Raw genomic sequence first — 25110 nt, forward strand, 5'->3', positions numbered from 1 at the left:
TGCGGAAGGCGGCGGTTCCCCTCCTCGGGGAGCCGCCGCCTTCCGTCGGCGTACGTGCCGGCCGCTACTTGCGCATGACCTCCGGCTCGTGGCGGCGCAGCAGCCTCAGCACGAGGATGCCGCAGACGAGAGCGATGCCGAGCAGGATGGCCATGTCGAAGCCCCACTGGCCCGCCGTGTGCTCCCACAGCGGGTCGAGGTTGTCGGGCTTGGCCTGGTCCCACGGCGGCATGAGACGGCCGAGGTCGAGGGTGGCACCGGCGGCGCCGACGGCCCAGCGGGACGGCATCAGCCAGGCGACCTGCTCCAGGCCGACGGTGCCGAAGATCTGGAACAGGACGCCGGTGAAGACGACCTGGACGATCGCGAACATCACCAGCAGGGGCATGGTCTTCTCGGCGGTCTTCACCAGGGAGGAGATCACCAGGCCGAACATCATCGAGGTGAAGCCCAGCGCGATCACCACCAGGGTGATCTCCGCTGCCGGGAAGCCCTTGACGATCAGGCCCTCTTCCGGGAGCTTGCGCACCGACAGCCCGATGGCACAGATGATGACGCCCTGCAGGGCGCTGATCAGGCCGAGCACGAAGACCTTGGAGAGCAGGTACGCGGAGCGGGACAGGCCGGTGGCGCGTTCCCGTTCGTAGATCACCCGTTCCTTGATCAGCTCGCGCACCGAGTTGGCGGCGCCCGAGAAGCAGGCGCCCACCGCGATGATCAGCATGATGGTGCCCGCGTCGGGGTTGAACTTGCCCGCCTCGGCGGGCGGCGCCAGGCCGGACTTCGCCGGGATGACCACGCTCACCAGGCCGAGGACGGCCGGGAGGATGACCATCAGCGCCATGAAGCCCTTGTCGGAGGCGATCACCGACAGGTAGCGGCGGACGAGGGTGACGAACTGGGCGGGCCAGCTCTGCGGCTTGGGCGGCTTGGCCCGCTGCGGGGCGGCGCCTACGGACTGCGGGGCGACCGCGTCCAGGTCAGCGGCGTAGATCTGGTAGTGCTGGGAGCCGCGCCAGCGACCGGACCAGTCGTAGTCGCGGTAGTTCTCGAAGGCGGAGAAGACGTCGGCCCAGGTTTCGTAGCCGAAGAAGTTCAGCGCCTCCTCCGGCGGGCCGAAGTAGGCCACGGCGCCGCCCGGCGCCATCACCAGCAGCTTGTCGCACAGGGCGAGTTCGGCCACCGAGTGGGTGACGACGAGCACGGTGCGGCCGTCGTCGGCGAGGCCGCGCAGCAGCTTCATGACGTCGCGGTCCATGCCCGGGTCGAGGCCGGAGGTGGGCTCGTCCAGGAAGATCAGCGAGGGCTTGGTGAGCAGTTCCAGGGCGACGGAGACGCGCTTGCGCTGGCCGCCGGAGAGCGAGGTGACGCGCTTGTCCGCGTGGACGTCCAGCTTGAGCTCGCGCAGCACCTCGTCGATGCGGGCCTCGCGCTCGGCGGCCTTGGTGTCACCGGGGAAGCGGAGCTTGGCCGCGTAGCGCAGGGCTCTGCGGATCGTCAGCTCCTTGTGCAGGATGTCGTCCTGCGGGACGAGGCCGATGCGCTGCCGCAGCTCCGCGAACTGCTTGTAGAGGTTGCGGCTGTCGTACAGCACCTCGCCCTCTTCGGCCGGGCGGTAGCCGGTCAGGGCGCGCAGCAGCGTCGACTTGCCGGAGCCGGAGGGGCCGATGACGGCGATCAGCGACTTCTCGGGGACGCCGAAGGAGACGTCGTTGAGGATCGTCTTGGTGGTGCTGCCCTGGGGCACGCGGACGGTGAGCCGGCGGGCCGAGAAGGAGATCTCGCCGGTGTCGACGAACTCCTCGAGCTGGTCGCCGACGAGCCGGAAGGTGGAGTGGCCGACGCCCACGATGTCGTTGGGCCCCAGCAGATGACGCTGTATCGGCTGGCCGTTGACGTACGTGCCGTTGTGGCTGCCGAGGTCGACGATCTCGTAGCGGCCGTCCGGGTGCGCCCGGAACTCCGCGTGGAAGCGGGAGACCTGCAGGTCGGAGACGACCAGGTCGTTCTCCAGGGCGCGGCCGATCTTCATGACCCGGCCGAGCACCAGGTGGTGGAACGTGGTCGGGCTGCGGTCGCCGTAGACGGGCGGTGCCCCGGCGCCGCCCGACGGCCCGTGCGGGGACGGGATGTGCGCCTGCGGCCCCCGCCGGTCGGGCTGCGGGGACGGCGAGGGCTGCGGCACGTGGGCGGCGGACGACCCGTTCCCCCAGCCGCCCTGGCGGGGCGGGGCCACCGATTTGTTCGGCGTCCCCTGGGCCGCGGGCCCGGGCCGGTGGGCCTGCTGCGGGTTCGCCAGCGCGGTCTCGGCGCTGTAGAGGTCGCCGCCGGCCGCGGCGCCGCCGCTGAAGCTCAGACGCGGGCCGTCGGCGGCGTTGCCGAGGTTCACGGTGGCCCCGGCGGCGACGTCGTAGGCGTGGACGCGCTGGCCCTGGACGTAGGTCCCGTTGGTGCTGCCAAGGTCCTCGATGACCCAACCGCGTTCGCCGCGGCGGATGGTGGCGTGCCGCCAGGAGACCCGGGCGTCGTCGAGGACGACGTCCGACTGCGGATCCCGGCCGAGGCTGTAGGACCTGGCCGGATCGAGCGCCCAGGTCCGTCCGTTCAGTTCGAGTACGAGTCCAGGCACCCCAAGCCCCACAAAGTTGTCCCCCGAGTTCCCCATGGGGGGAGTCTAGGGATTGCGAACACCGGGAGGAACTATTCCAGGCACGCCCACTCGTCAGGAAGTCATGCCGAAGAGGTGATGTGAACCCTCTTCCGAGAAGCCGTTGACGGCACCGAAACACCACCGGAGAGTGGTAACCGCCCATGAACCGTGCGGATCATGACGGATCGGGGCACCATGCAGCGCAGGCGGTTCGGACGCGAGACCTCGGGGGCGGGCATGACCGCGTACACCTCCACACCTACGAACGCGCCCGCGCGCCCGGTCCCGTGGGGCGGCGTGCTGCTCTCCGCGGTCGCCGCGGTGAGCTGGGCGTACCTGGGGATGGTGGGGGCCGCCGCGCTGGGCCTGCACCTCCTCGGCGCCGACACCGCGGGCTCGCTGGGGCCGATGACGGCGGCCGTGGTCGCCATGGCGGTGGGCGGCAAGGTCGTCCCCTCCGGTGACATCGCGGTGTTCGGGCTGGGCGGTGCGGGCGGCGAGGGCCGGCTGGACCTCATGCCGCTGGGCGTCGGTCTGGTGGGCGCCCTGCTGCTGGCCTGGGTGTTCCTGCGGTCGCTGCGCGGGGCGGGGCTGACCGTCCCCGGAGGCGAACTCGCCGCGCGGGCCGGGGCGGTGGTGGTCCTCTTCGTGGCGCTGCTGGGCGCGCTGGCGTGGTCCGGCGAGGACACCATCGCCCTCGACGGCGCCGCGCTGGGCGGGGACGGGGGCGGCGGGCTGACGGACGGGCTGCCGGGCATCGGCGACATCGGCGACATCGGCGGCGGCCTCGGGGACGGGCTGCAGGACCTGATCGACGCCAAGGCCTCGGTGAGCTTCCACGTCGCCACCGGCCGCACCCTGCTGGGCGGTCTGCTGTGGGTGCTGGTCGTGCTGCTGCTGGCGCTGCTCACCTCGCGCCGTACGCCCCTGCCGCCCGCCCTGGAGGGGCTGCACCGCTTCGTCCGGCCCGCGGCGTCGGCGCTGCGCTGGGTGCTGCTGCTGGCCGTCCTCGCGGGCGTCGCCGCCGCCGGGTACGCGGCGGTGACGGGTGACGAACCGGGCCGGATCGCCGGGGCGGCCCTGCTGGGGGCGCCCAACGGGGTGTGGCTGGCGGTGCCGCTCGGGCTGTTCGTGTCCTGGCGCGGCACGGCGACCGGGGAGCTGGCGAAGGTGCTGCCGGATCCGCTGGACCGGCTGCTGTCGACCAGCGTGCAGGAGCCGGTGACGCCCGCCCGGCTGGCCGAGTACGACCAGCGGGTGTGGCTGCTGACCGTGGCCGCGGCGCTGATGATGCTGGCCGCGGGGGCGCTGGCGGCGGCCCGCACCCCGCTGTGGGGGGCGACACGGGCCGGGTACGCGGGGCGCTGCGCGGTGCGGCTCGGCCTGGTCACGGCGGTCGCCTTCCCGCTGCTGGTGTGGGTGACCGGCGTCTCGGTGAACGCGGGCGTCTCGGTCTTCGGCTTCGACGCGGTGGGCGCCGGTGTGGACCTGCACGGCAGCCTTCCCCTGGCCTTCCTGCTGGGCGCCGCCTGGGGGGCGTTCGCGGGCGGCACGGGGGCGCTGCTGGCCCTGCTGACGGGTACGGCCGGGCGACGGGTGTCGCCGTACGCGCTGCGCCGGGCGGCGGAGGCGGCGGCCGGGGAGAGCAGTTCGCGCACCTACCCGGGCATCGCGTACCAGCCCGGACCGTACGTCCCGAGCCCCGGCTACGGACCGCCGGACGCCGGGCCCAACCCCTACCGGCAACCCCCGCAGGGCCAGCCGCCGCAGGGAGGGGCGCAGGGCTCACCGCCGCAGGGCCGGGCGCCGCATTCCGCGCGGACCGTCACCGGGGCGCCGCTGCCCCCGCCGCCCGGACCTCCCCCGGGGCCGCCCGGCCCGTCGCGCGAGGGCCCGCCACCGCCCGGCGCGCCCGGGGGCCGCCGCTGACCACGGACGGTGTCCGCCAGGCGGAACACATGTCCGTCCCGGGCACGGTGCCCGATACGGTGGAGACACCATGAACGACGCATCGCAGGCGACCGCTGCCACCGCCGCCAATGTGCCGACGCTGCTGGTCAAGATCTTCGGCAAGGACCGGCCGGGGATCACCGCCGGGCTCTTCGAGACGCTGGCCCGCTTCCAGGTGAACGTCATCGACATCGAGCAGGTCGTCACCCGGGGACGCATCGTGCTCTGCGCCCTGGTGCCCGCCCCCGCGGGCCGTTCGGTGGAGGGCGAGCTGCGCGCGACAGTGCACGCGTGGGCGGAGTCGATGCGGTTGCAGGCCGAGATCATCTCCGGCATCGGCGACAACCGGCCGCGCGGCGAGGGCCGCTCCCATGTGACGGTGCTGGGACACCCGCTGACGGCGGAGTCCACGGCGGCCATAGCGGCCAGGATCACCGGCGCGGGCGGCAACATCGACCGTATCTTCCGGCTCGCGAAGTACCCGGTGACGGCGGTGGAGTTCGCCGTCTCCGGCGTCGCCACCGACACGCTGCGCCCGGCGCTGGCCCTGGAGGCCCACGAGCGCGGGGTCGACGTGGCCGTGGTCTCGGCGGGGCTGCACCGCAGGGCGCAGCGCCTGGTGGTCATGGACGTGGACTCCACCGTCATCCAGGACGAGGTGATCGAGCTCTTCGCGGCCCACGCGGGCTGTGAGGACCAGGTCGCCGAGGTCACGGCCGCGGCGATGCGCGGCGAGCTGGACTTCGAGCAGTCCCTGCACGCCCGGGTCGCGCTGCTCAAGGGGCTGGACGAGTCCGTGGTGGACAAGGTCCGCCAGGAGGTACGCCTGACGGCCGGGGCGCGCACGCTGATCCGCACGCTCAAGCGCATGGGTTACCAGGTGGGTGTGGTCTCCGGGGGCTTCACGCAGGTCACCGACGACCTCAAGGAACGGCTGGGGCTGGACTTCGCCGCCGCCAACACCCTGGAGATCGTGGACGGCAAGCTCACCGGCCGGGTGACCGGCGAGATCGTGGACCGGGCGGGCAAGGCCCGGCTGCTGCGGCGCTTCGCGACGGAGGCCGGGGTGCCGCTGAGCCAGACCGTCGCCATCGGTGACGGTGCCAACGACCTGGACATGCTCAACGCGGCGGGCCTCGGGGTGGCCTTCAACGCCAAGCCGGTGGTGCGGCGGGCCGCGGACGCCGCCGTCAACGTGCCGTTCCTGGACACCGTGCTCTACCTGCTGGGCATCACGCGCGAGGAGGTCGAGGCGGCCGACGCCCGGGACGGCGCGGACGCCGGGGCCTGACCGCTGCGGACCCACGGACACGGCGAGGGCCCCGAGCGCGTGCGCCGGGGCCCTCGCCGTCCGGTCACCGCGGCTCGCCGGACCACGGCCGCGCACGGCTCAGTCGTGCGGCGACCAGAAGTCGACGAGGCGGCCGACGCCGTGCTCGACCGTCTTCCACGGACCGGAGAAGGCGATCACCGCGATCGCGGCCGTAGGGAAGCCGGTGCGGTTCATCCGCGCCCGGGCGTCCCCGTCGCTCTCCCCCGCGAGGGCGTCGGCCAGCGCGTGGACGGCCGGGTTGTGGCCGACCAGCAGCACGTCGTCGACGTCCTCGGGGGTCTCGTTGAGCAGGGCGATCAGGTCACCGAGGGTGGCGTCGTAGACGCGCTCCTCGTAGACGGTGCGGGGGCGGTGCGGGAGTTCGTGGGCGGCCAGCTTCCACGTCTCGCGGGTGCGCGTGGCCGAGGAGCAGAGGGTGAGGTCGAACGGGATCCCCAGTTCGGCGAGCCTGCGGCCGGCGACGGGGGCCTCCTTGCGTCCCCGTTCCGCCAGCGGTCGCTCGTGGTCGGGGACGTCGGGCCAGTCGGCTTTGGCATGCCGGAGCAGGACGATCCGGCGGGGCGATGCAGCTGCGCTCATGACCCTCAGCTTTCCAGAAATCCGGCCGCCAGGCGCGGGCTGCGGGACGGATCACGGTTCGCCGCGGGAGGGTCACAGCAGGTGCTGCAGGAGCCCCGGGAGCCCTTCGCCGACCGCGTGCAGGAGCTGTCCGACGGGCTCCGCGGCGGATGCCTCCGCGGCCCCCGGGCCCGCGACCAGGGCGAGCAGCGCCGCGAAGGCGAGCGCGGGCAGGGCGAGCGCCCACCACGGCAGGCGCGTCTGCGTGCCGCCCCCGACCGCCGGGCGGGCGGCGCGGGCTCGCGGGGTACGCGAGGGAACAGCCTGCATGGACACGGGACGCCTCCGTGGGTCCGCCGGGGTGCCGGAGCGCTGTCCGGCCTTGCACCACGACGCTACGGAAAGGCGGCCGCCGGTCCCATCGGGTGGCCCACCCACTTGACCCTGACCCTGGCCCCCTAGGGGAGGTGGGGTTGTCCCTACCCCGGGTCTCGGGGTGGCGGCTCAGCCGAACTTGGCGCCGATGACGGCGATCACCGCGACGAGGGCGGGCACGGCCATCATGAGGCCGAAGATGATCAGGAGCTTCTTCTGCGGCTGCGGGGGGTTCGGCTCGAGCACGGGCATGGCGCCCAGTCTCGCATCCGCCGGCGGCACCCGTGCACGCGGGTGGGCACGCCGGTGGTCAGAGCTCGTCCTCCACCGAGCGGTCGCGGCCGGCGACCACGCCCGCGGCGATCTGCGGCACCAGCAGGGCGAGCATGAAGGCCACCGGCAGGTCCCAGCCGCCGGTGTGCTGGTAGAGGGCCCCGACGAGGATCGGACCGGGGATGGAGAGCAGGTAGCCGGTGCACTGCGCGAAGGCGGACAGCCGCACGACCCCGCCGCCGGTGCGCGAGCGCATCCCGATCATGGTGAGGGCGAGCGGGAACGAGCAGTTCGAGATGCCCAGCAGCAGGGCCCACACCCAGGGCGCGGCGGCCGGGGCCGCCCACAGGCCGCCGTAGCCGACGATCCCGAACAGGCCGAGGCCGACGGCGAGTCCGCCCTGGTGCCGCATCCGGCCGGCGAGCGCGGGCAGCACGAAGGAGAGCGGTACGCCCATCACCATGGTGACGGCGAGCAGCACGCCCGCGGCGGAGGCGGAGACCCCGGCGTCGCGGAAGATCTGCGGGAGCCACCCCATGGTGATGTACGCGCCCGTGGCCTGGAGTCCGAAGTAGACGGCGAGTGCCCAGGCGGTACGGCTGCGGGCGATGCTGCCGGCCTGCGCCGGCCCGGCGGCGGGCGCCGCGGCGGGAGTGGCGGGGGCGTGCCCCCGGTCGCGGACGAGTGCGAGCCAGGGCAGTACGGCGACGGCGGCGATCACGCCCCAGGCGGCGAGGCCGAGCCTCCAGTCGCCGCCGAAGGCACGGGTCGCCGGGACGGTCGCCGCGGCGGCGAGGGCGGTGCCCAGGGACAGGGCCATCGAGTAGAGCCCCGTCATGGTGCCCACGCGGTCCGGGAACCAGCGCTTGACGACGACCGGCATCAGGACGTTGCCGACGGCTATGCCGCCCAGCGCGAGGGCGCTGGCGGCGAGGAAGAGCGCCGTGCCGCCGGCGAACGGCCGCAGGAAGAGCCCGAGGGTGATCGCGACCAGGCCCGCGCAGACCACGGCGCCGGGGCCGCGTCGCCGCGCCAGCCGGGGCGCGGTCACCCCGAACACGGCGAAGCACAGCGCGGGGACGGAGGTGAGCAGGCCCGCGACGGTGCCGCTCATGCCGAGGCCGTCGCGGACCTCCTCCAGGAGCGCGCCGAGGCTGGTAATGGCGGGCCGCAGATTGAGTGCGGCGAGCACCAGCGCTACCGCCACCAGGATCCGGGTGCGCCGTTCGCCTTGCGCGGCAGGGGGAAGGTGTGCGGGCATGGTGGCCCGTTCCGTGGCAGGGTCGAGCGTCGCTTCGTCGTCACGCATGCCGACCATCATAGAATGATGGGATGAATGTTGAGGAGAGCCCATGCCCCTGACCTCCCCCCGGCGCTCCGCCCTGGCCGACCAGGTGATCGCGCAGCTGCGCGCCCAGATCACCTCCGGTGAGTGGCCGGTGGGGTCGCGGATCCCCACCGAGACCCAGCTGGTCGAGCAGCTCGGGGTGGCCCGCAACACCGTCCGCGAGGCGGTCCGGGCACTCGCGCACAACGGACTGCTCGACATCCGGCAGGGCTCCGGCACCTATGTGCTGGCCACCAGCGAGCTGGCCGGGGTGATGCACCGCCGCTTCGCCGACTCCGACCCGCAGCACGTGGCCGAGCTGCGCAGCGCACTGGAGGCGTCCGCGGCCGCGCTCGCCGCGCGGCGGCGCACAGAGCGCGACCTCAAGCAGCTGGACGCGGCCCTGGCCCGGCGGGAACGCGCCTGGGAGTCGGGTCGCGCCGAGGCCTTCGTCGATGCCGACGCGGCGCTGCACCTGTCCGTCGTGGCGGCCTCGCACAACGACGTCGTCGTCGAGCTCTACGCCGACCTCGGCGAGGTGCTGCGCGCCTTCCTGCGCGCGGACGTCGGCGAGGAGCTGCGCCCCGAGCAGTACGTGGACCACGCCAGGCTGGTCGAGGCGATCCGGGCCGGCGATCCCGAGGCGGCCTCAGCCGAGGCCTCGGCACACGCCTTCAGCTGCCGCTTCAGCCCAGCGTCCCGGTGACCCAGACCTCCTGGATCTCCCTCCAGCAGCGGTCGCTGAGGGTGACGGTCTGGGCGGGACCGACCGGGACGAGGACTCCGTCGACGTCCGGGTCCCACCACTGGAGGCACTCGATGTGCAGCTGGACGCGGTCCAGGTCGGGGTCGGGGTTGAAGCACACGGCGACGCCCTCGCTGCCCTGCACCGACGTCCGGCACTCCGCGACGTCGGGCAGCCGTTCCACGGCCGCCGCCGTCACGGCCGCCGGGCCCACGGCAACGACGAGCGCCACGACGGCCGCGGCGGCGCACACATAGGCACGCACGATGCACACCCTCCCTCCGCTCGCCCCCGGCTCTCCCCCGCACAGCCATCCTCGCGGCCCCGGGCGTCCGGCCACCCGGTCTGCTGGGCCGAACGGGGGACAGGGCGGCGAACACGCGTACGGCCCCGGCGCCGCCCGAAGGCGGCACCGGGGCCGTATGCCAAGGGGCCGGAACGGCCCGTACGATCAGGCGCCCACCGCGTGGAGACCGCCGTCGACGTGGATGATCCCGCCCGTGGACCCGGTGCTGCCCCGCCGCCCCCGCACGACCCGGCCCCGGAGGGCCTCGCCGGCTTCGGGACGGCTGCGCCGGACACCGTCCGGCGGCGGCGCACCGCCGTCAGCGGCGGTGCATCCACCGGTCCAAGCGGCCCGAGCCGCTACGCGCCCACCGCGTGGAGACCGCCGTCGACGTGGATGATCTCGCCCGTGGTCTTCGGGAACCAGTCGCTCAGCAGCGCGACGACACCGCGGCCGGCCGGCTCGGGGTCGGCGAGGTTCCACTCGAGCGGGGAGCGGTGGTTCCAGACGTCGGCCAGCTCGCTGAAGCCCGGGATGGACTTGGCGGCCATGGAGCCGATCGGGCCGGCCGAGATCAGGTTGCAGCGGATGTTCTGCTTGCCCAGGTCCCGGGCCATGTAGCGGGAGGTGGCCTCCAGCGCCGCCTTGGCCGGGCCCATCCAGTCGTACTGGGGCCAGGCGAACTGCGCGTCGAAGGTGAGGCCGACCACCGAGCCGCCGTCCTGCATCAGCGGCAGGCAGGCCATGGTGAGCGACTTCAGCGAGTACGCGGAGACGTGCATCGCGGTGGCGACGGACTCGAACGGCGTGTTGAGGAAGTTGCCGCCGAGGGCGTCCTGCGGCGCGAAGCCGATGGAGTGCACGACGCCGTCGAGGCCGCCCAGCTCCTCGCGGACCACGTCGGCGAGCGTGGCCAGCTGCTCGTCGTTGGTCACGTCGAGCTCGATGACCTTGACCGGCTTGGGCAGCTTCTTGGCGATGCGCTCGGTCAGCGTGGGCCGCGGGAACGCCGTGAGGATGATCTCGGCGCCCTGCTCCTGCGCGAGCTTCGCGGTGTGGAAGGCGATGGAGGACTCCATCAGCACGCCGGTGATGAGGACGCGCTTTCCAGCGAGGATTCCACTCATGGTGCTCAGTGACCCATGCCCAATCCGCCGTCTACGGGAATGACGGCTCCAGTGATGTATGCGGCCTCGTCGGAGGCGAGGAAGCGGACCGAGGCGGCGATCTCCTCGGGCTGCGCGTAACGGGCCAGCGGGACCTGGCCAACGATGCTCTCCCGCTGCTCGTCGGTGAGCACACGGGTCATGTCGGTGTCGACGAAGCCGGGGGCGACCACGTTGACCGTGATGTTGCGCGAGCCGAGCTCACGGGCCAGGGAGCGTGCGAAGCCGACCAGGCCGGCCTTGGACGCGGCGTAGTTCGCCTGCCCCGCCTGGCCCGTCAGGCCCACCACGGAGGAGATCAGCACGACGCGGCCCTTGCGGGCGCGCAGCATCTTCCTCACCGCGCCCTTGACCACGCGGAAGGTGCCGGTGAGGTTGGTGTCCAGGACGGACGTGAAGTCGTCGTCGGACATCCGGAGCAGCAGCTGGTCGCGGGTGACGCCGGCGTTGGCCACCAGCACCTCGACCGCGCCCTGCTGGGCCTCGATGTCCTTGAACGCCTGCTCGACCTGCTCACCGTCGGTGATGTCGCACTTGACGGCGAAGAACCCCTCCGGGGGCTCGCCCGAGCGGTAGGTGACGGCGACCTTGTCGCCCGCGTCGGCGAACGCTCGGGCGATGGCGAGGCCGATGCCCCGGTTTCCTCCGGTGACGAGAACCGAGCGGCTCAACGGATCACCCTTTCCCTAGAGGTCTGGTACTCCAGAAAACTATCTGCCTACGTCGCGGTACGAGGAATCGACCCCCGACAGGGGCATGTGCGAGTCGCTGTCGAGTCCCTACAGAAAACCGCAGGCGGACGGATTGTCGGAGCGGCATGATTCACTGCGGAGACATTGACGATTGGACAGAAGGGGAGGCCGTCGTGCCCCATGAGGTCGATCAGTCATTCCTGGCGCTGCCGCTCAGGGCGCTGGCCGACGCGGCGCTGGCACGCGCCCGCGCGCTGGGCGCCGAGCACGCCGACTTCCGCTTCGAGCGGGTGCGCAGCGCCGCGTGGCGGTTGCGTGACGGCAGGGCCTCCGGCTCGTCGGACACCACGGACGTCGGCTACGCGGTGCGCGTGGTGCACGGCGGGGCGTGGGGCTTCGCCTCCGGGGTCGATCTGACGATGGACGCCGCGGCGCGCGTGGCCGGGCAGGCCGTGGCGATGGCGAGGCTGTCGGCCAAGGTGATCGCGGCCGCGGGCTCCGACGAGCGGGTGGAGCTGGCCGCCGAGCCGGTCCACTCCGACCGGGTGTGGGTCTCCTCGTACGAGGTCGACCCCTTCGGGGTGCCCGATGCCGACAAGACGGGTCTGCTGTCCGAGTGGAGCGGGCGGCTGCTGGCCGCCGACGGCGTGTCGCACGTCGACGCCTCCCTGATGACCGTCCACGAGAACAAGTTCTACGCGGACACCTCGGGGACGACCACGACCCAGCAGCGGGTGCGGGTCCACCCCGAGCTGACCGCCGTCGCGGTGGACCCCCGGTCCGGGGAGTTCGACTCGATGCGGACCCTCGCGCCGCCGGCCGGCCGCGGCTGGGAGTACCTGACCGGCACCGGCTGGGACTGGGACGCGGAGCTCGCCGAGATCCCCGGGCTGCTCGCCGAGAAGATGGCGGCGCCGTCGGTGGAGGCGGGCTCGTACGACCTCGTGGTCGACCCGTCGAACCTGTGGCTGACCATCCACGAGTCCATCGGCCACGCCACCGAGCTGGACCGCGCGCTGGGTTACGAGGCCGCCTACGCGGGCACCTCGTTCGCCACCTTCGACCAGCTGGGCAAGCTGCAGTACGGCTCCCCGCACATGAACGTCACCGGTGACCGCACCGCCGAGCACGGCCTGGCGACCGTCGGCTACGACGACGAGGGCGTCGCCGGGCAGTCCTGGGACCTGGTCAAGGACGGCGTCCTGGTCGGCTACCAGCTCGACCGCAGGATCGCCCGGCTGACCGGGTTCGAGCGCTCCAACGGCTGCGCCTACGCGGACTCCCCCGGCCACGTGCCGGTGCAGCGCATGGCGAACGTGTCGCTGCGGCCCGCGCCCGACGGGCCGTCGACGCAGGAGCTGATCGGCGGCGTGGAGCGCGGCATCTACGTCGTGGGCGACCGCTCGTGGTCGATCGACATGCAGCGCTACAACTTCCAGTTCACCGGCCAGCGCTTCTTCAGGATCGAGAACGGCCGGCTGGCCGGGCAGCTGCGCGACGTCGCCTACCAGGCCACCACCACCGACTTCTGGGGCTCCATGGAGGCCGTCGGCGGACCGCAGACCTACGTCCTGGGCGGTGCCTTCAACTGCGGCAAGGCGCAGCCGGGCCAGGTCGCCGCCGTCTCGCACGGCTGCCCCTCCGCGCTCTTCCGCGGCGTCAACATCCTCAACACCACGCAGGAGGCCGGTCGATGAGCTCCGTTTCGAAGCCCCACGAGATCGTCGAGCGCGCCCTGGAGCTGTCCCGGGCGGACGGCTGCGTCGTCATCGCCGACGAGGGCTCCTCGGCCAACCTGCGCTGGGCGGGCAACGCCCTGACGACCAACGGCGTGACGCGGGGCCGGACCCTGACCGTGGTGGCCACGGTGGACGGTTCCCAGGGCACCGCCTCGGGCGTGGTGTCCCGCGCCGCGGTCACCGCGGACGAACTGGAGCCGCTGGTACGGGCCGCCGAGGCGGCCGCGCGCGCCGCCGGTCCCGCCGAGGACGCCCAGCCGCTGGTCGAGGGGGTGCCCGCGAGCACCTCCTTCACCGAGCCGCCGGCCGAGACCTCCTCCGAGGTGTTCGCCGCCTTCGCGCCCGCCCTGGGCGAGTCCTTCGCCGCGGCGCGGGCCGGCGGCCGGCGGCTGTACGGCTTCGCGTACCACTCCGTCACCTCCACCTACCTGGGCACGTCCTCGGGGCTGCGGCTCCGCCACGACCAGCCCAGCGGCACCCTGGAACTCAACGCCAAGTCCGAGGACATGTCCCGCTCGGCGTGGGCCGGTGCCGCCACCCGCGACTTCACCGACGTCGACCCGGCCGCCCTGGACGCCGACCTGGCACAGCGCCTGGCCTGGGCCGAACGCCGGATCGACCTGCCCGCCGGGCGGTACGAGACGCTGCTGCCGCCGTCCGCCGTGGCGGACCTGGTGATCTACCAGCAGTGGAGCGCCGCGGCCCGGGACGCGGCGGAGGGCCGTACGGTCTTCAGCCGGCCGGGCGGGGGCACCCGGGTCGGCGAGAAGCTCTCGGAGCTGCCGCTGACGCTGCGCAGCGACCCGGCCGAACCGGGGCTGGAGTCGGCGCCGTTCGTGATCGCGCACGCCTCTGGTGACGTCGCGTCGGTCTTCGACAACGGGCTGCCCGTCGGGGCCACCGACTGGGTGCGCGAAGGCGTGCTCAACCGGCTGTCCACCACCCGGCACAGCGCCGGTCTGACCGGACTGCCGTTCGCACCGTCCGGGGGCAATCTGATCCTGGACGGCGGCGGCAAGCGGTCGCTGGAGGAGATGGTGGCGGACACCGAGCGCGGCCTGCTGCTGACCTGCCTCTGGTACATCCGCGAGGTGGATCCGGCCACCCTGCTGCTGACCGGGCTGACCCGGGACGGGGTCTACCTGGTGGAGGGCGGCGAGGTGACCGGCGTGGTGAACAACTTCCGGTTCAACGAGTCGCCGGTGGACCTGCTGGGCCGGGCCACCGAGGTGGGCCGCACCGAGCGGACGCTGCCGCGCGAGTGGAGCGACTGGTTCACCCGGGCCGCCTTCCCGGCGATGCGGGTCCCGGACTTCAACATGAGCTCGGTCAGCCAGGGGGTCTGACCAGGACGATGGGTGGGGCGATGGACGAGAAGCAGACGGTCAGGGTCTCGAAGTTCCTGGCTCGGGTGCTGCGGCACGACCCGGCCTCGATCGGGATCACCCTCGACGAGGCCGGCTGGGTGGACGTCGACGAGCTGATCGCCGCGTCCCGCCGGGCCGGCCGGCGCTTCTCGCGCGCCGATCTCGACCACGTCGTGGCCAACAACAACAAGAAGCGGTACGCCTTTTCGGAGGACGGGCGGCGGATCAGGGCCAGCCAGGGGCACTCGGTCGAGGTCGACCTCGGGCTGTCCCCGGCGCAGCCGCCGGCCGTCCTCTTCCACGGCACGGCGAGCACCACCCTGCCGATCGTGCTGCGCGAGGGGCTCAAGCCGATGTCCCGGCAGGACGTGCACCTCTCCGCGGACGTGGAGACGGCCGTGCGCGTCGGTGCGCGGCACGGCCGTCCGGTGGTGCTCGCGGTCGACGCGGCGGGGCTGGCCGCCACGGGCCATGTGTTCCGGGTGAGCGCCAACGGCGTGTGGCTCACCGACCTGGTTCCGCCGACGCATCTGCGACAGCACGTCAGCTAGAGCGGCGCGCCCCTGCCGGGGCCCGGACGCCCGCTCAGGTGGCCGTCCGGCGCCGCCGGCCGCGGACCGAGGCCCACAGCGGGGTGATCACGGCGACCACGAGGATCGCGCCCAGGATCTGCAGCACGTGGCGGATCCAGTCGACGCCGCCGGTGTGCCGTACGCCGACCCATCCGGCGACCGCGTTGCCCAGGAAGGCGCCGAGGATGCCGCAGATGATGGTGAGCCACCACGGGATGTCCTGCTTCCCCGGCAGGAGCAGCTTCGCCAGGAAGCCGAGCACGATGCCGACGATGATCGCCCAGAACCAGTTCATGCGGCCAGTCTCGGCGTGGCCCGGGTACGACGCATGCGGAGGGCGGCCATACGCCGTACGGCGGGTGCTGTCACACCCCGACGGTCTCCCCGGTCTCCACTGCGACGGAGCCGCGGCGTAACGTGGACCGTGCCGGGACCGGGTGGCTTCCGGCGTTTCGAGCAGGTGGTGGAACGTGATGCGGAAGCGGAGCGGTACCGAGGTCTTCCGGATCACCGGGACCGCGGCAGGGCTCACCGAGGACGTCCGCGGAAGGCAGCGGCGCTACATCATCTCGATGTCCGTCCGCACCCTGTCGTTCATCCTGGCGGTCGTCCTGTGGAACGTCTCGACGCCCCTGGCCTGGATCGCGCTGGTCCTCGGTCTGGTGCTGCCGTACATCGCGGTCGTCATCGCCAACGCCGGCCGGGAGAACGCCCCCGGGCTGCCGTCGGCGCGGATCTCACCGCCTGTGCGGCGGGCGCTCGGCCCCGGTGAGCCACTGCTGCCGGCGGAGCGGACCCCGGAAGAGGACGGACGACCTCGTTCCGGTCAGGTCTGAACCTTTCGCCCCTTCCTGCCCCCCTCCGAAGCTCAAGAAAACCTCAGATCAATCATGGGGATCCACTGCACTGCGGGCCTTTCCGCGTGACATACTGCGTACGCGCTCCGCATCCCCCGTCGGAGCGACGGACCGACGCCGGGCGGCTCCCCCCGTGGCTGCCCGGCGTCGCCATGTTTGGATGGGGTTCGTGAACGACGAATCGCCGATCTGCTCCGCCAAGGGTTGCCGCGCCCCCGCCGTGTGGGTGCTCGCCTGGAACAACCCGAAGATCCACACGCCCGAGCGCCGCAAGACCTGGCTGGCGTGCGAGGAACACCGCGAGCACCTGTCCTCGTTCCTGGGCGTCCGCGGCTTCCTGAAGGACGTCGTGCCGTTCGCGGAGTGGGAGACGAGCTCAGCCGCCGATGGCTGACATGGGCCGCTCGGGCTGCAGGAACGTGGGGTCGTCGAGGCCGGAGCCGGCCTTCTTGCCCCACATCGCGGTCCGCCAGAGTTCGGCGACCTCCTCGTCGGAGCCGTCGGAGCGCAGCGCGGCGCGCAGATCGGTCTCCTCGCGGGCGAAGAGGCAGTTGCGCACCTGACCGTCGGCGGTGAGCCGGGTGCGGTCGCAGGCCCGGCAGAAGGGCCGAGTGACGGAGGCGATCACACCGACCCGGGCGGGGCCGCCGTCCACCAGCCAGCGTTCGGCCGGGGCGTGGCCACGGGCCTCGTCGGGCTCGGGGGTCAGGGCGAAGCGGGTCCGCAGGCTCTCCAGGATCTCCTGGGCGGTGACCATGTCGCTGCGCTGCCAGCCGTGCTGGGCGTCGAGCGGCATCTGCTCGATGAAGCGCAGCTCGTAGTCGTGCTCCAGGGCCCAGGCCAGCAGTTCGGGGGCCTCGTCGTCGTTAACGCCGCGCATCAGCACGGTGTTGACCTTGACCGGGGTCAGGCCCGCGGCGTGGGCGGCCTCCAGGCCGCGGACGACGTCCTCGTGCCGCTTGCGGCGGGTGAGGGCCTGGAAGACGTCGGGACGCAGGGTGTCCAGGGAGACGTTCACCCGGTCCAGGCCGGCGCCGCGCAGCGCGGCCGCGGTCCGGGCGAGGCCTATGCCGTTGGTGGTGAGGGAGAGCTTCGGTCGGGGCTCCAGCTCCGCGCAGCGCTCGACGATGCCGACGAGGCCGGGCCGGAGCAGGGGCTCGCCGCCGGTGAAGCGGACGTCCTTGACGCCGAGCAGGGTGACGGCGATCCGCACCAGCCGGACGATCTCGTCGTCGGTGAGCAGGTCGGGCTTGCCGAGCCACTGCAGGCCCTCCTCGGGCATGCAGTAGGTGCACCGCAGATTGCACCGGTCGGTCAGCGAGACCCGCAGGTCGGTCGCGATCCGGCCGTAGGTGTCGATCAGCACGGCGCGCCTCCCTTTGAGGGTCCGGTCGGTGGGACGGCAGTGCCGTCCCGTTACTTCGCAGCCTACGGGACGGCACTGACGTTCAACAGTCTGTTTAATGCGCTCCGGCTCCGGTGAGGGACCGGACCTCCAGCTCCGCGTACTTGCGGTCGGCGTCATCTTCCGGCTTGGACAGGAGCGTGCCCACCACACCGAGCAGGAAACCGACGGGGATGGAGACGATCCCGGGGTTCTCCAGCGGGAACCAGTGGAAGTCCACACCGGGGAACATCGCGGTCTCCTTGCCCGAGACCACGGGCGAGAACACCACCAGGAAGACGGAGGTGATCAGACCGCCGTAGATGCTCCACAGCGCCCCGGTGGTGTTGAAGCGCTTCCAGAACAGGCTGTAGAGCAGCGTCGGCAGGTTCGCGGAGGCCGCGACGGCGAAGGCCAGGGCGACCAGGAAGGCGATGTTGAGCTTGCCCGCGAAGATGCCGAGCAGGATCGCCACGGCCCCGATGGCGACCGCCGCTATCTTCGCCGCCGCGACCTCCTCCTTCTCGCTCGCCGTGCCCTTGCGGATGACGTTGGCGTACAGGTCGTGCGCGAACGACGACGAGGAGGCCAGGGTGAGGCCCGCGACCACCGCCAGGATGGTGGCGAAGGCGACCGCGGAGATCACCGCGAGCAGGATCGCGCCGCCCGTGGAGTCCGCGCCACCGCCGATCTCCTGGGCGAGCAGCGGGGCCGCGGTGTTGCCGGCCGCGTTGGAGGTGGTGATGGTCTCCGGGGTGAGGAGGGCGGCGGCCCCGAAGCCCAGCGCGATCGTCATCAGGTAGAAGCAGCCGATGATGCCGATCGCCCAGTTCACCGAGGTACGGGCGGCCCGGGCGGTGGGCACGGTGTAGAAGCGGATCAGGATGTGCGGCAGTCCGGCCGTGCCGAGGACGAGGGCCAGGCCCAGCGAGATGAAGTCGATCTTCGAGGTCGCGGTGACGCCGTACTTCAGACCCGGCTCCAGGAACGCCGCTCCCTTGCCGCTCTTCTCCGCGGCCGCGCCCAGCAGCGAGGACAGGTTCCAGTTGAACTTGGCGAAGACCAGGAACGTGATCAGCAGGGTCCCGCCGATCAGCAGCACCGCCTTGACCATCTGGACCCAGGTGGTGCCCTTCATGCCGCCGATGGTCACGTACAGCACCATGACGACGCCGACAAGGATGACGATCAGGCGGCGCGGCCCCTCACCGGTGATGCCGAGCAGCAGCGCGACCAGGGCGCCCGCGCCGACCATCTGGGCCAGCAGGTAGAAGATGCTGACAACGATGGTCGAGATGCCCGCGGCCGTGCGCACGGGGCGCTGCCGCAGCCGGAAGGCCAGGGCGTCGGCCATGGTGAACCGGCCGGAGTTGCGCAGCGGTTCGGCGACCAGCAGCAGCGCCACCAGCCAGGCGACGAGGAAGCCGATCGAGTAGAGGAAGCCGTCGTAGCCGACGAGGGCGATGGAGCCGGCGATGCCCAGGAAGGAAGCGGCCGACATGTAGTCGCCGGAGATCGCCAGGCCGTTCTGGAAGCCGCTGAAGGAGCGGCCGCCGGCGTAGAAGTCGGTGGCGTCCTTGGTCTGGCGGCCCGCCCAGACGGTGATGCCGAGGGTCGCCACGACGAAGACCGAGAACAAGGTGATGATCAGCGGCCGGTGTTCGCTCGCGCCGACCGCGACCACCTGGACTCCCGTGGTGTGCAGCGCGGTCATGCGGTGGCCTCCGTGCTCTGGGTGTCGTCGGTGTCGTCGGCGCCCCGGGGACCGGAGCCCTCCAGGCGCGCCTTGATGGCGTCCGCGCGGGAGTCGAGCTTGGCGTTCGCGTGCCGGGAGTACCAGACGGCGATGCCGAAGGTGGTGGCGAACTGCGCGAGCCCGAAGACGAGCGCGATGTTGATGTGGCCCACGACCTTGGTGTCCATGAAGCCGCCTGCGTAGTTCGACAGCAGGACGTACAGCAGGTACCAGGTGATGAACGCGACCGTGAGCGGGAACGCGAACGAGCGGTATGAGCGGCGCAGTTGGGCGAACTCCGCGCTCGCCTGCACCTCGGCGTACGAGTCGGCAGACGGCGGACCGGAGCTTGCCGAAGGTCGTGCGGGGTCCACGATGCCTCCTGTGGGGCGGAGCTTGAGAGGGCACGAGCAGGCGACGCGACCCGCGTGGGCGCATGGGGCGCCGACGTGAGCTACGTCACGTAAAGATCGGACCCGCGCATGGTAGAGGCGCGACCACGGCCTTCGACAGGGGGCGGTAGTTGAAAACTGATTCTTGTTCGGCAACCGGAACTTGAGCTTTCTTTACCAATCCATTGATAGCGCGTGGACGGCGGCGATAGCTTCCAGCGTCATGTACCCGTCCAAGGGCAACCCTGCCCGCCCGGACGGGTGTTTGGACGATTGGAGATCCCATGGCTCCACTGCCCGGACGGCGCCGCGCCTTCGCGATACCTCTCGGATTCGCGGTGGCGAGTGCCCTCGCCTTCCTGCCGAACGCCGCCTCGGCCGCCACCACCGGATCCGCCTCGGGCGGCAGCGGTGCCGCGTACGACGGCCCGACGCTGTCGTACGTGGTCAACACCAGGACCGACCGGGGCACCATCAAGTCCGTCGAGCGGGCCGTGGCCCGCAACGGCGGTGACGTCGTCACCACCTACGACCGGATCGGCGTGGTCGTCGTCCACTCCGCGAACCCCGCGTTCGCCGCCGAGATGCGCAAGGTCCGCGGTGTGCAGACGGCCGGGGCGACCCGTACGGCCGCGCTGTCCACGGCGTCGACGACGGATCTGGGCGCGGTGCAGGAGATCACCGCCGCCGACGCCGCCCGGGCGAAGGCCGCGGCCACCGCCGGGCAGGAGCCGATGGAGCCCGACCAGTGGGACCTGCCGGCCATCCGGGCCGACAAGGCCGCCCGGATCAACCCGGGCAGCCGCAAGGTCACCGTCGCCGTCATCGACACCGGCGTCGACGACACGCACCCGGACCTCACCGCCAACTTCTCGGCCTCGCAGTCCGCCAACTGCGTTGGCGGCAAGGCGGACACGAGCCCCGGCGCCTGGCGTCCGTACGCGCCGGACGCCTACCACGGCACGCACGTCGCCGGTGAGATCGCGGCGGCGCGCAACGGGATCGGCGTGGCCGGTGTCGCCCCGGGCGTGAAGGTCGCCTCCATCAAGGTGGCCGACCCCGACACCCAGCTCTTCTTCCCGGAGAGCGTGGTCTGCGCCTTCGTCTTCGCCGCCGACCACGGCGTCGAGATCACCAACAACAGCTACTACATCGACCCGTGGCTCTACAACTGCTTCGGCGACCCCGACCAGCGGGCCATCGTCGACGCCGTCAACCGGGCCGCGCAGTACTCCCACAAGAAGGGCGTGCTGAACGTCGCCTCCGCGGGCAACTCCAACCACGACCTCGACTCGGACGCGATCGTGGACTCGACGAGTCCCGACGACACCACCCCGGTCACCCGGACCATCGACCCGCACGTCTGCTGGGACATCCCGACCCAGCTGCCGGGCGTCGTCACCGTCTCCGCGACCGGCGTGCAGAAGCTGAAGTCGTACTACTCCAGCTACGGGCTGGGCGTCGTCGACGTCGCGGGCCCGGGCGGCGACCGCTACCAGATCCCCGCCACCCCCTCGGCGAACGGGCGCATCCTGTCCACGCTGCCCGGCAACACCTACGGCTACCTGCAGGGCACGTCGATGGCCAGCCCGCACGTGGCCGGCGTCGCCGCGCTGATCAAGAGCCGCCACCCGCACGCCTCCCCGGAGCAGCTGCAGTGGATGCTCAAGGCCCAGGCCGACGACCCGGGTTGCCCGACGGGTCTGTACGACCCGGACGGCAACGGTGTGCAGGACGCCACCTGCACCACCGGCCGGCACGTGACCAGCTTCTACGGCCACGGCCTCGTCGACGCACTGGACGCCGTCACCAAGTGACGCGCCCCGCGTGACACCAGGAGCGCCCGGCGGGATCCCCGCCGGGCGCTCCGCCGTCCCGGCCCGGGTCAGGGCCTGACGAGGACCTTCAGCGCGATGCGCTCGTCCATCGCCTTGTAGCCGCCCGGGACTCCGTCCAGGCCGACGGTGAGGTCGAAGACCGGGGACGGGTCGATCGTCCCGTCGAGGATGTCGGGGAGCAGTTCGGGGATGTAGGTGCGGACGGGCGCGACACCGCCGCGCAGGGAGACGTTGCGGTCGAACATGTCGCTCAGGTCGAGGCCGGTGCCGCTGCCGTGCGGCACGCCGACGTAGCCGACGGCGCCGCCGTCGCGGGTGACGGCGACCGCGGTGCGCATCGACTGCTCGGTGCCGACGGCCTCAATGACCGCGTGGGCGCCGTGGCCGCCGGTCAGTTCGCGGACCGCCTCGACGGCCGCCTCGCCGCGCTCGGCGACGACGTCGGTGGCTCCGAAGGCGCGGGCGATGTCGGTGCGGGCCTCGTGGCGGCCGAGCGCGATGATCCGCTCCGCGCCGAGCCGCCGGGCGGCCAGCACACCGCACAGTCCGACCGCGCCGTCCCCGACGACCGCCACCGTGGCGCCGGGCCGCACGCCGGCGCCGACAGCGGCGTGGTGGCCGGTGCCCAGCACGTCGGAGAGGGTGAGCAGAGCCGCCGGCAGACGGTCGTCGGAGAGCGCCCCGGCGGGCAGCCGTACGAGGGTGGCGTCCGCGAACGGCACGCGCACGGCCTCGCCCTGGCCGCCGTCGGAGCCCACCTGGCCCCAGAAGCCGCCGGCCGTGCAGGAGGTCGTCAGGCCCTCCGCACAGTAGGCGCACGTGCCGTCGGACCACACGAAGGGCGAGACGACCAGGTCGCCGGGCTTCAGTCCGGACACCTCGGAGCCGGTCTCCTCGACGACTCCGAGGAACTCGTGCCCGATGCGCTGCCCCGGCTGCCGGGCCGACTCACCGCGGTACGCCCACAGGTCGCTGCCGCAGATGCAGGCCAGCACCACGCGCACCACCGCGTCGGTGGGCTGCCGGACCACCGGGTCCGGCACCTCCTCCACCCGGATGTCGTGGGGGGCGTGGATCACGGTGGCGCGCATACGGAGGTCGTCCTCGCTGGTGGTACGAATGGGGTCGTACCACCGTACCGGCCGGTGGCGAGCAGGAACTGCGCGCCGAGGTAGCTGAGCATGATCCAGAAATCGGCCGCCGGGAGCTGCGGGAGGTCGGCCAGCCGGGTCGCGAGCAGGGTGTCGGAGAGCAGGAAGAGCGCCCCGCCCACCGCCGTCGCCCGCGGGCCGAGCCCGGCCGCGCCGGCCGCCATCGCCGTCAGCAGCAGGCTGTACGCGGCGACCGGGATCCGCAGCCCGGAGGGCAGGCCCGGCCACACCACGAGGAGCGCGGCGAGCCAGACGAGCGCGTAGCCGGCCGCCGTCGCGGCCGCGCGCCGCCGGTCGGCGAAGGCCCCGCGGGCGGTGAAAAGTGTGAGGTAACAGACGTGCCCGGCGGCGAACGCGCCCATCCCGGCGAGGAAGGAAGTGTCACCGTCGAGCTGCAGCAGCACGTCCCCGGCCCAGCCGCACAGCAGCGCGCCGACCAGCAGCCGCGGGCCGCCGCGCAGCGCCGCGCAGACCGCGAGCAGCGGCACCAGGGCGGGCTTGGTGAGGTGGTCGGCCGTCACGGACCCCGCGAGCTGCGCGGTCAGGTGCGCCACGGCCACCACCGCGAAGGCGGCCAGTGCCGCGCGGGCGGCGCGCTCCCGCGTCACGCCGCCGGCTCCTCGCCCCGTGGACGCCAGCCGGGACCGCGCAGGACGTGGCCGGCGCGGTCGCGCCAGGACCCGGCGGCGGCGACGTCACGGGCGATGGCGGCGTACTCGTGGGTGGCCACCCGCAGCGGGTTGAACGTGGTGATGTTCTTGGTGAGCCCGAAGACCGGACGCTCCCCCTCCGCCGCGAAGGAACCGAACAGCCGGTCCCAGACGATCAGGATTCCGCCGAAGTTGCGGTCCAGGTAGCCGCCCTGCGAGGCGTGGTGGACGCGGTGGTGCGAGGGGGTGTTGAGGACGAACTCGGCGGGGCGGGGCAGCCTGTCGACGCGCTCGGTGTGGATCCAGAACTGGTACACGAGGTTGAGCGAGGAGCAGAACGCCAGTGCCGCCGGGTGCACCCCGCAGGCGATCACCGGCAGGTAGAACACCCACGACGTCATGCCGGTCCACGGCTGGCGCAGCGCGGTGGAGAGGTTGAACTTGCGGCTGGAGTGGTGCACCACGTGGCTCGCCCACAGGATGCGGATCACGTGATGGCCGCGGTGCTGCCAGTAGTAGAAGAAGTCCTGCGCCAGCAGCATCAGCGGGATCGTCCACCACTCCACGGGCACCCGGAGCGGGGTGAACTCGTACACGGCGGTGTAGACCGCGACGATCGGGATCTTCCACAGGAAGTCGAAGAACAGGCTGCCGAGCCCCATCGACAGGCTGGTCGCGGTGTCCTTGGCGGCGTACCCGGCGGCGTCCTCGTCCGGATGGGTCCGGTAGCTGATCAGCTCCAGGACGGTGAGCAGCACGAACGCGGGTATGGACCACATCACGGCATCGGGGAGTTGCGGCATGCGCGCACCTTAAGGGCGCGTGGCGGCCCCGGCTAGAGGTCGTTACCGATCGGTTCTACCCGGGGGTACCGGCGCGGATCCGCGTGGTCGGCCGCCCTGCCGGGGCGGGCGCCCAACGGGGGCCCGGGACCGGGTGGTTGACCGGTCGGACGGAGACCTCACGCCTGCGGCGCGCGGCCCCGGACGGCCCGCGCACGGGGGCATCCGACGGTGCGCCAGGGGCGGGTGGCGGCGGGCACTGTCGGTGGCCGCCCGTATTGTGTTCCTCCATGCACGCGCCCCAGCTTCCGCAACCGTCGTGGCCAGAGGCCTACCCCGACGGATACGCCGTCGTGGACGTCGAGACCACCGGCCTCGGCCGCGACGACCGGATAGTGTCCGCGGCCGTCTACCGGCTGGACGCGCAGGGCGAGGTGCAGGACCACTGGTACACCCCCGTCAACCCGCAGCGGGACCCGGGCCCGGTGTGGATCCACGGCCTCACCTCGGACATGCTGGCCGACGCCCCGCTCTTCGGCGAGGTCGCCGCCGAGCTGGCGCAGCGGCTGTCGGGCCGGGTCTTCGTCGCCCACAACGCGGTCTTCGACTGGTCCATGCTCGCCCGGGAGTTCGCGCGGGCCGGCACCGTGGCGCCCGTGCAGCACCGGCTGTGCACCATCGTGCTCTCCAAGGCCCTGGCGCTGCCGCTGGCCAACCACAAGCTGGAGTCGCTGGCCGCGCACTTCGGTGTCGTCCAGCAACGCGCCCACCACGCCCTGGACGACGCGCGCGTGCTGGCGGAGGTGTTCCGCCCCAGCCTGCGGCAGGCCGCGGCGGGCGGCCTCCCGCTGCCGCTGCACGCCTGCCGCCCGCTGACGGAGTGGATCGACACGGCCGTCCCCCCGCAGTCCGCCTCCGCGGGCTACCGCAGCACGTACCGCCCGATGAGCTGGCGGCCCTCGCGGAAGCGGCCGGCCTGCCCCTACCCCAACCCGGGGCGGCTGGAGTCCGGGGGACCGCTGGTCCAGGGGATGCGGGTCGCCTTTTCGGGGGACACGGGAATCGACCGCGAACTGCTGGAGGACCGCGCCACCGAGGCGGGTCTGCACGTGTCGTCCTCGGTGAGCCGGCTGACCAGCCTCCTGGTCACCAACGACCCGGACTCGCTCACCACGAAGGCCGTGCGGGCCCGGCAGCTCGGCACCCCGGTCGTCGACGAGCGCCGCTTCGCCGAACTCCTGGGGGACGTCGCCCCCGCGCCGGACGTGCACGGCTGACACCGCCGTTC

At 72.5% G+C, this 25110-nt stretch carries 25 protein-coding genes; 10 read left to right on the forward strand and 15 right to left on the reverse strand.

The genetic code is table 11. The annotated features are described in order from the left end of the window. Positions 1–64: 64 nt before the first annotated feature. Positions 65–2665, reverse strand: coding sequence for an FHA domain-containing protein (locus ACFW3D_RS24635; RefSeq protein ID WP_500507105.1), 2601 nt, complete (start codon positions 2663–2665; stop codon positions 65–67). Positions 2666–2887: 222 nt separating this feature from the next. Here ACFW3D_RS24635 and ACFW3D_RS24640 point away from each other — a divergent pair, with 222 nt between their 5' ends. Beyond that, positions 2888–4579, forward strand: a complete 1692-nt coding sequence (locus tag ACFW3D_RS24640) for a streptophobe family protein (protein WP_500507207.1) — start codon at positions 2888–2890, stop codon at positions 4577–4579. 70 nt (positions 4580–4649) lie between these two features. After that, a complete protein-coding gene (gene serB / locus ACFW3D_RS24645) occupies positions 4650–5891 on the forward strand; it encodes a phosphoserine phosphatase SerB (RefSeq protein ID WP_500507106.1) in 1242 nt (413 codons plus the stop codon). Positions 5892–5990: 99 nt separating this feature from the next. Here serB and ACFW3D_RS24650 read toward each other — a convergent pair whose 3' ends face one another. From ACFW3D_RS24650 to ACFW3D_RS24665, 4 genes are all read right to left on the reverse strand, one after another. Beyond that, positions 5991–6512, reverse strand: a complete 522-nt coding sequence (locus tag ACFW3D_RS24650) for a SixA phosphatase family protein (protein ID WP_500507108.1) — start codon at positions 6510–6512, stop codon at positions 5991–5993. A 72-nt stretch (positions 6513–6584) separates the two neighbouring features. Then, positions 6585–6821, reverse strand: a complete 237-nt coding sequence (locus ACFW3D_RS24655) for a hypothetical protein (protein WP_500507209.1) — start codon at positions 6819–6821, stop codon at positions 6585–6587. Positions 6822–6995: 174 nt separating this feature from the next. Next, positions 6996–7118: an SGM_5486 family transporter-associated protein gene (locus tag ACFW3D_RS24660; RefSeq protein ID WP_500507110.1), complete on the reverse strand. Its 123-nt coding sequence runs from the start codon at positions 7116–7118 to the stop codon at positions 6996–6998. 58 nt (positions 7119–7176) lie between these two features. Then, entirely contained in the window at positions 7177–8448 is a 1272-nt protein-coding gene (locus tag ACFW3D_RS24665; RefSeq protein ID WP_500507112.1) for a CynX/NimT family MFS transporter, read from the reverse strand. 43 nt (positions 8449–8491) lie between these two features. Here ACFW3D_RS24665 and ACFW3D_RS24670 point away from each other — a divergent pair, with 43 nt between their 5' ends. Next, positions 8492–9172 (forward strand): FadR/GntR family transcriptional regulator, encoded by a 681-nt coding sequence (locus tag ACFW3D_RS24670; RefSeq protein WP_500507114.1) that lies wholly within the window; start codon positions 8492–8494, stop codon positions 9170–9172. On the opposite strand, the gene ACFW3D_RS24675 is transcribed toward ACFW3D_RS24670, so the two are convergent. From ACFW3D_RS24675 to fabG, 3 genes are all read right to left on the reverse strand, one after another. Continuing rightward, positions 9153–9476 carry a hypothetical protein gene (locus ACFW3D_RS24675; RefSeq protein WP_500507116.1) on the reverse strand — a complete coding sequence of 108 codons (324 nt, stop codon included), beginning with the start codon at positions 9474–9476 and terminating at the stop codon, positions 9153–9155. The two genes, ACFW3D_RS24670 and ACFW3D_RS24675, sit on opposite strands and share 20 nt — an antisense overlap. 380 nt (positions 9477–9856) lie before the next feature. After that, on the reverse strand, positions 9857–10624 hold the full coding sequence (gene fabI, locus ACFW3D_RS24680; RefSeq protein ID WP_500507118.1) for an enoyl-ACP reductase FabI: 768 nt from the start codon (positions 10622–10624) through the stop codon (positions 9857–9859). A gap of 5 nt (positions 10625–10629) precedes the next feature. After that, positions 10630–11334 (reverse strand): 3-oxoacyl-[acyl-carrier-protein] reductase, encoded by a 705-nt coding sequence (gene fabG, locus ACFW3D_RS24685; protein WP_500507120.1) that lies wholly within the window; start codon positions 11332–11334, stop codon positions 10630–10632. 194 nt (positions 11335–11528) lie between these two features. Between fabG and ACFW3D_RS24690 the strand changes: the two genes are divergently transcribed. From ACFW3D_RS24690 to ACFW3D_RS24700, 3 genes are read left to right on the forward strand one after another with little or no spacing between them, the layout of a single operon-like run. After that, positions 11529–13052, forward strand: a complete 1524-nt coding sequence (locus ACFW3D_RS24690) for a TldD/PmbA family protein (RefSeq protein ID WP_500507122.1) — start codon at positions 11529–11531, stop codon at positions 13050–13052. Continuing rightward, a complete protein-coding gene (locus ACFW3D_RS24695; RefSeq protein WP_500507124.1) occupies positions 13049–14440 on the forward strand; it encodes a metallopeptidase TldD-related protein in 1392 nt (463 codons plus the stop codon). Before ACFW3D_RS24690 ends, ACFW3D_RS24695 begins: the two co-directional genes overlap by 4 nt. Positions 14441–14460: 20 nt before the next feature. Further along, complete coding sequence (locus ACFW3D_RS24700; protein ID WP_500507126.1) at positions 14461–15012, forward strand: RNA 2'-phosphotransferase; 552 nt, start codon at positions 14461–14463, stop codon at positions 15010–15012. Positions 15013–15046: 34 nt separating this feature from the next. Here ACFW3D_RS24700 and ACFW3D_RS24705 read toward each other — a convergent pair whose 3' ends face one another. Further along, positions 15047–15328: a GlsB/YeaQ/YmgE family stress response membrane protein gene (locus ACFW3D_RS24705; RefSeq protein ID WP_354802052.1), complete on the reverse strand. Its 282-nt coding sequence runs from the start codon at positions 15326–15328 to the stop codon at positions 15047–15049. A gap of 178 nt (positions 15329–15506) precedes the next feature. Between ACFW3D_RS24705 and ACFW3D_RS24710 the strand changes: the two genes are divergently transcribed. Next, entirely contained in the window at positions 15507–15869 is a 363-nt protein-coding gene (locus tag ACFW3D_RS24710) for a DUF3099 domain-containing protein (RefSeq protein WP_500507211.1), read from the forward strand. Positions 15870–16050: 181 nt separating this feature from the next. Beyond that, a complete protein-coding gene (locus tag ACFW3D_RS24715) occupies positions 16051–16284 on the forward strand; it encodes a hypothetical protein (protein ID WP_500507129.1) in 234 nt (77 codons plus the stop codon). Here the strand turns inward: ACFW3D_RS24715 and moaA are convergent. From moaA to ACFW3D_RS24730, 3 genes are all read right to left on the reverse strand, one after another. Next, positions 16267–17256 (reverse strand): GTP 3',8-cyclase MoaA, encoded by a 990-nt coding sequence (gene moaA, locus ACFW3D_RS24720; protein ID WP_500507131.1) that lies wholly within the window; start codon positions 17254–17256, stop codon positions 16267–16269. The genes ACFW3D_RS24715 and moaA overlap by 18 nt on opposite strands. Positions 17257–17350: 94 nt before the next feature. Then, positions 17351–18988 (reverse strand): monocarboxylic acid transporter, encoded by a 1638-nt coding sequence (locus ACFW3D_RS24725; RefSeq protein ID WP_500507133.1) that lies wholly within the window; start codon positions 18986–18988, stop codon positions 17351–17353. Then, positions 18985–19383: a DUF485 domain-containing protein gene (locus tag ACFW3D_RS24730; protein ID WP_500507135.1), complete on the reverse strand. Its 399-nt coding sequence runs from the start codon at positions 19381–19383 to the stop codon at positions 18985–18987. The genes ACFW3D_RS24725 and ACFW3D_RS24730 overlap by 4 nt, the downstream gene beginning before the upstream one ends. A 302-nt stretch (positions 19384–19685) precedes the next feature. On the opposite strand from ACFW3D_RS24730, the gene ACFW3D_RS24735 reads away from it, so the two are divergent. Further along, complete coding sequence (locus ACFW3D_RS24735; RefSeq protein WP_500507137.1) at positions 19686–21218, forward strand: S8 family peptidase; 1533 nt, start codon at positions 19686–19688, stop codon at positions 21216–21218. Between the two features lie 68 nt (positions 21219–21286). Here the strand turns inward: ACFW3D_RS24735 and ACFW3D_RS24740 are convergent, their stop codons facing one another. From ACFW3D_RS24740 to ACFW3D_RS24750, 3 genes are read right to left on the reverse strand one after another with little or no spacing between them, the layout of a single operon-like run. Further along, complete coding sequence (locus ACFW3D_RS24740; protein WP_500507139.1) at positions 21287–22330, reverse strand: zinc-dependent alcohol dehydrogenase family protein; 1044 nt, start codon at positions 22328–22330, stop codon at positions 21287–21289. Further along, positions 22315–22998 carry a lysoplasmalogenase gene (locus tag ACFW3D_RS24745; protein WP_500507141.1) on the reverse strand — a complete coding sequence of 228 codons (684 nt, stop codon included), beginning with the start codon at positions 22996–22998 and terminating at the stop codon, positions 22315–22317. The genes ACFW3D_RS24740 and ACFW3D_RS24745 overlap by 16 nt, the downstream gene beginning before the upstream one ends. Beyond that, a complete protein-coding gene (locus tag ACFW3D_RS24750; protein ID WP_500507143.1) occupies positions 22995–23843 on the reverse strand; it encodes a sterol desaturase family protein in 849 nt (282 codons plus the stop codon). The genes ACFW3D_RS24745 and ACFW3D_RS24750 overlap by 4 nt, the downstream gene beginning before the upstream one ends. A gap of 269 nt (positions 23844–24112) precedes the next feature. On the opposite strand from ACFW3D_RS24750, the gene ACFW3D_RS24755 reads away from it, so the two are divergent. Then, positions 24113–25099 carry a DEDDh family exonuclease gene (locus ACFW3D_RS24755; RefSeq protein ID WP_500507145.1) on the forward strand — a complete coding sequence of 329 codons (987 nt, stop codon included), beginning with the start codon at positions 24113–24115 and terminating at the stop codon, positions 25097–25099. The last annotated feature ends 11 nt before the right edge of the window (positions 25100–25110 follow it).

The organism is Streptomyces sp. NPDC058864 (assembly GCF_042742985.1).
In the GTDB taxonomy this organism is placed as follows: Bacteria; Actinomycetota; Actinomycetes; order Streptomycetales; family Streptomycetaceae; genus Actinacidiphila.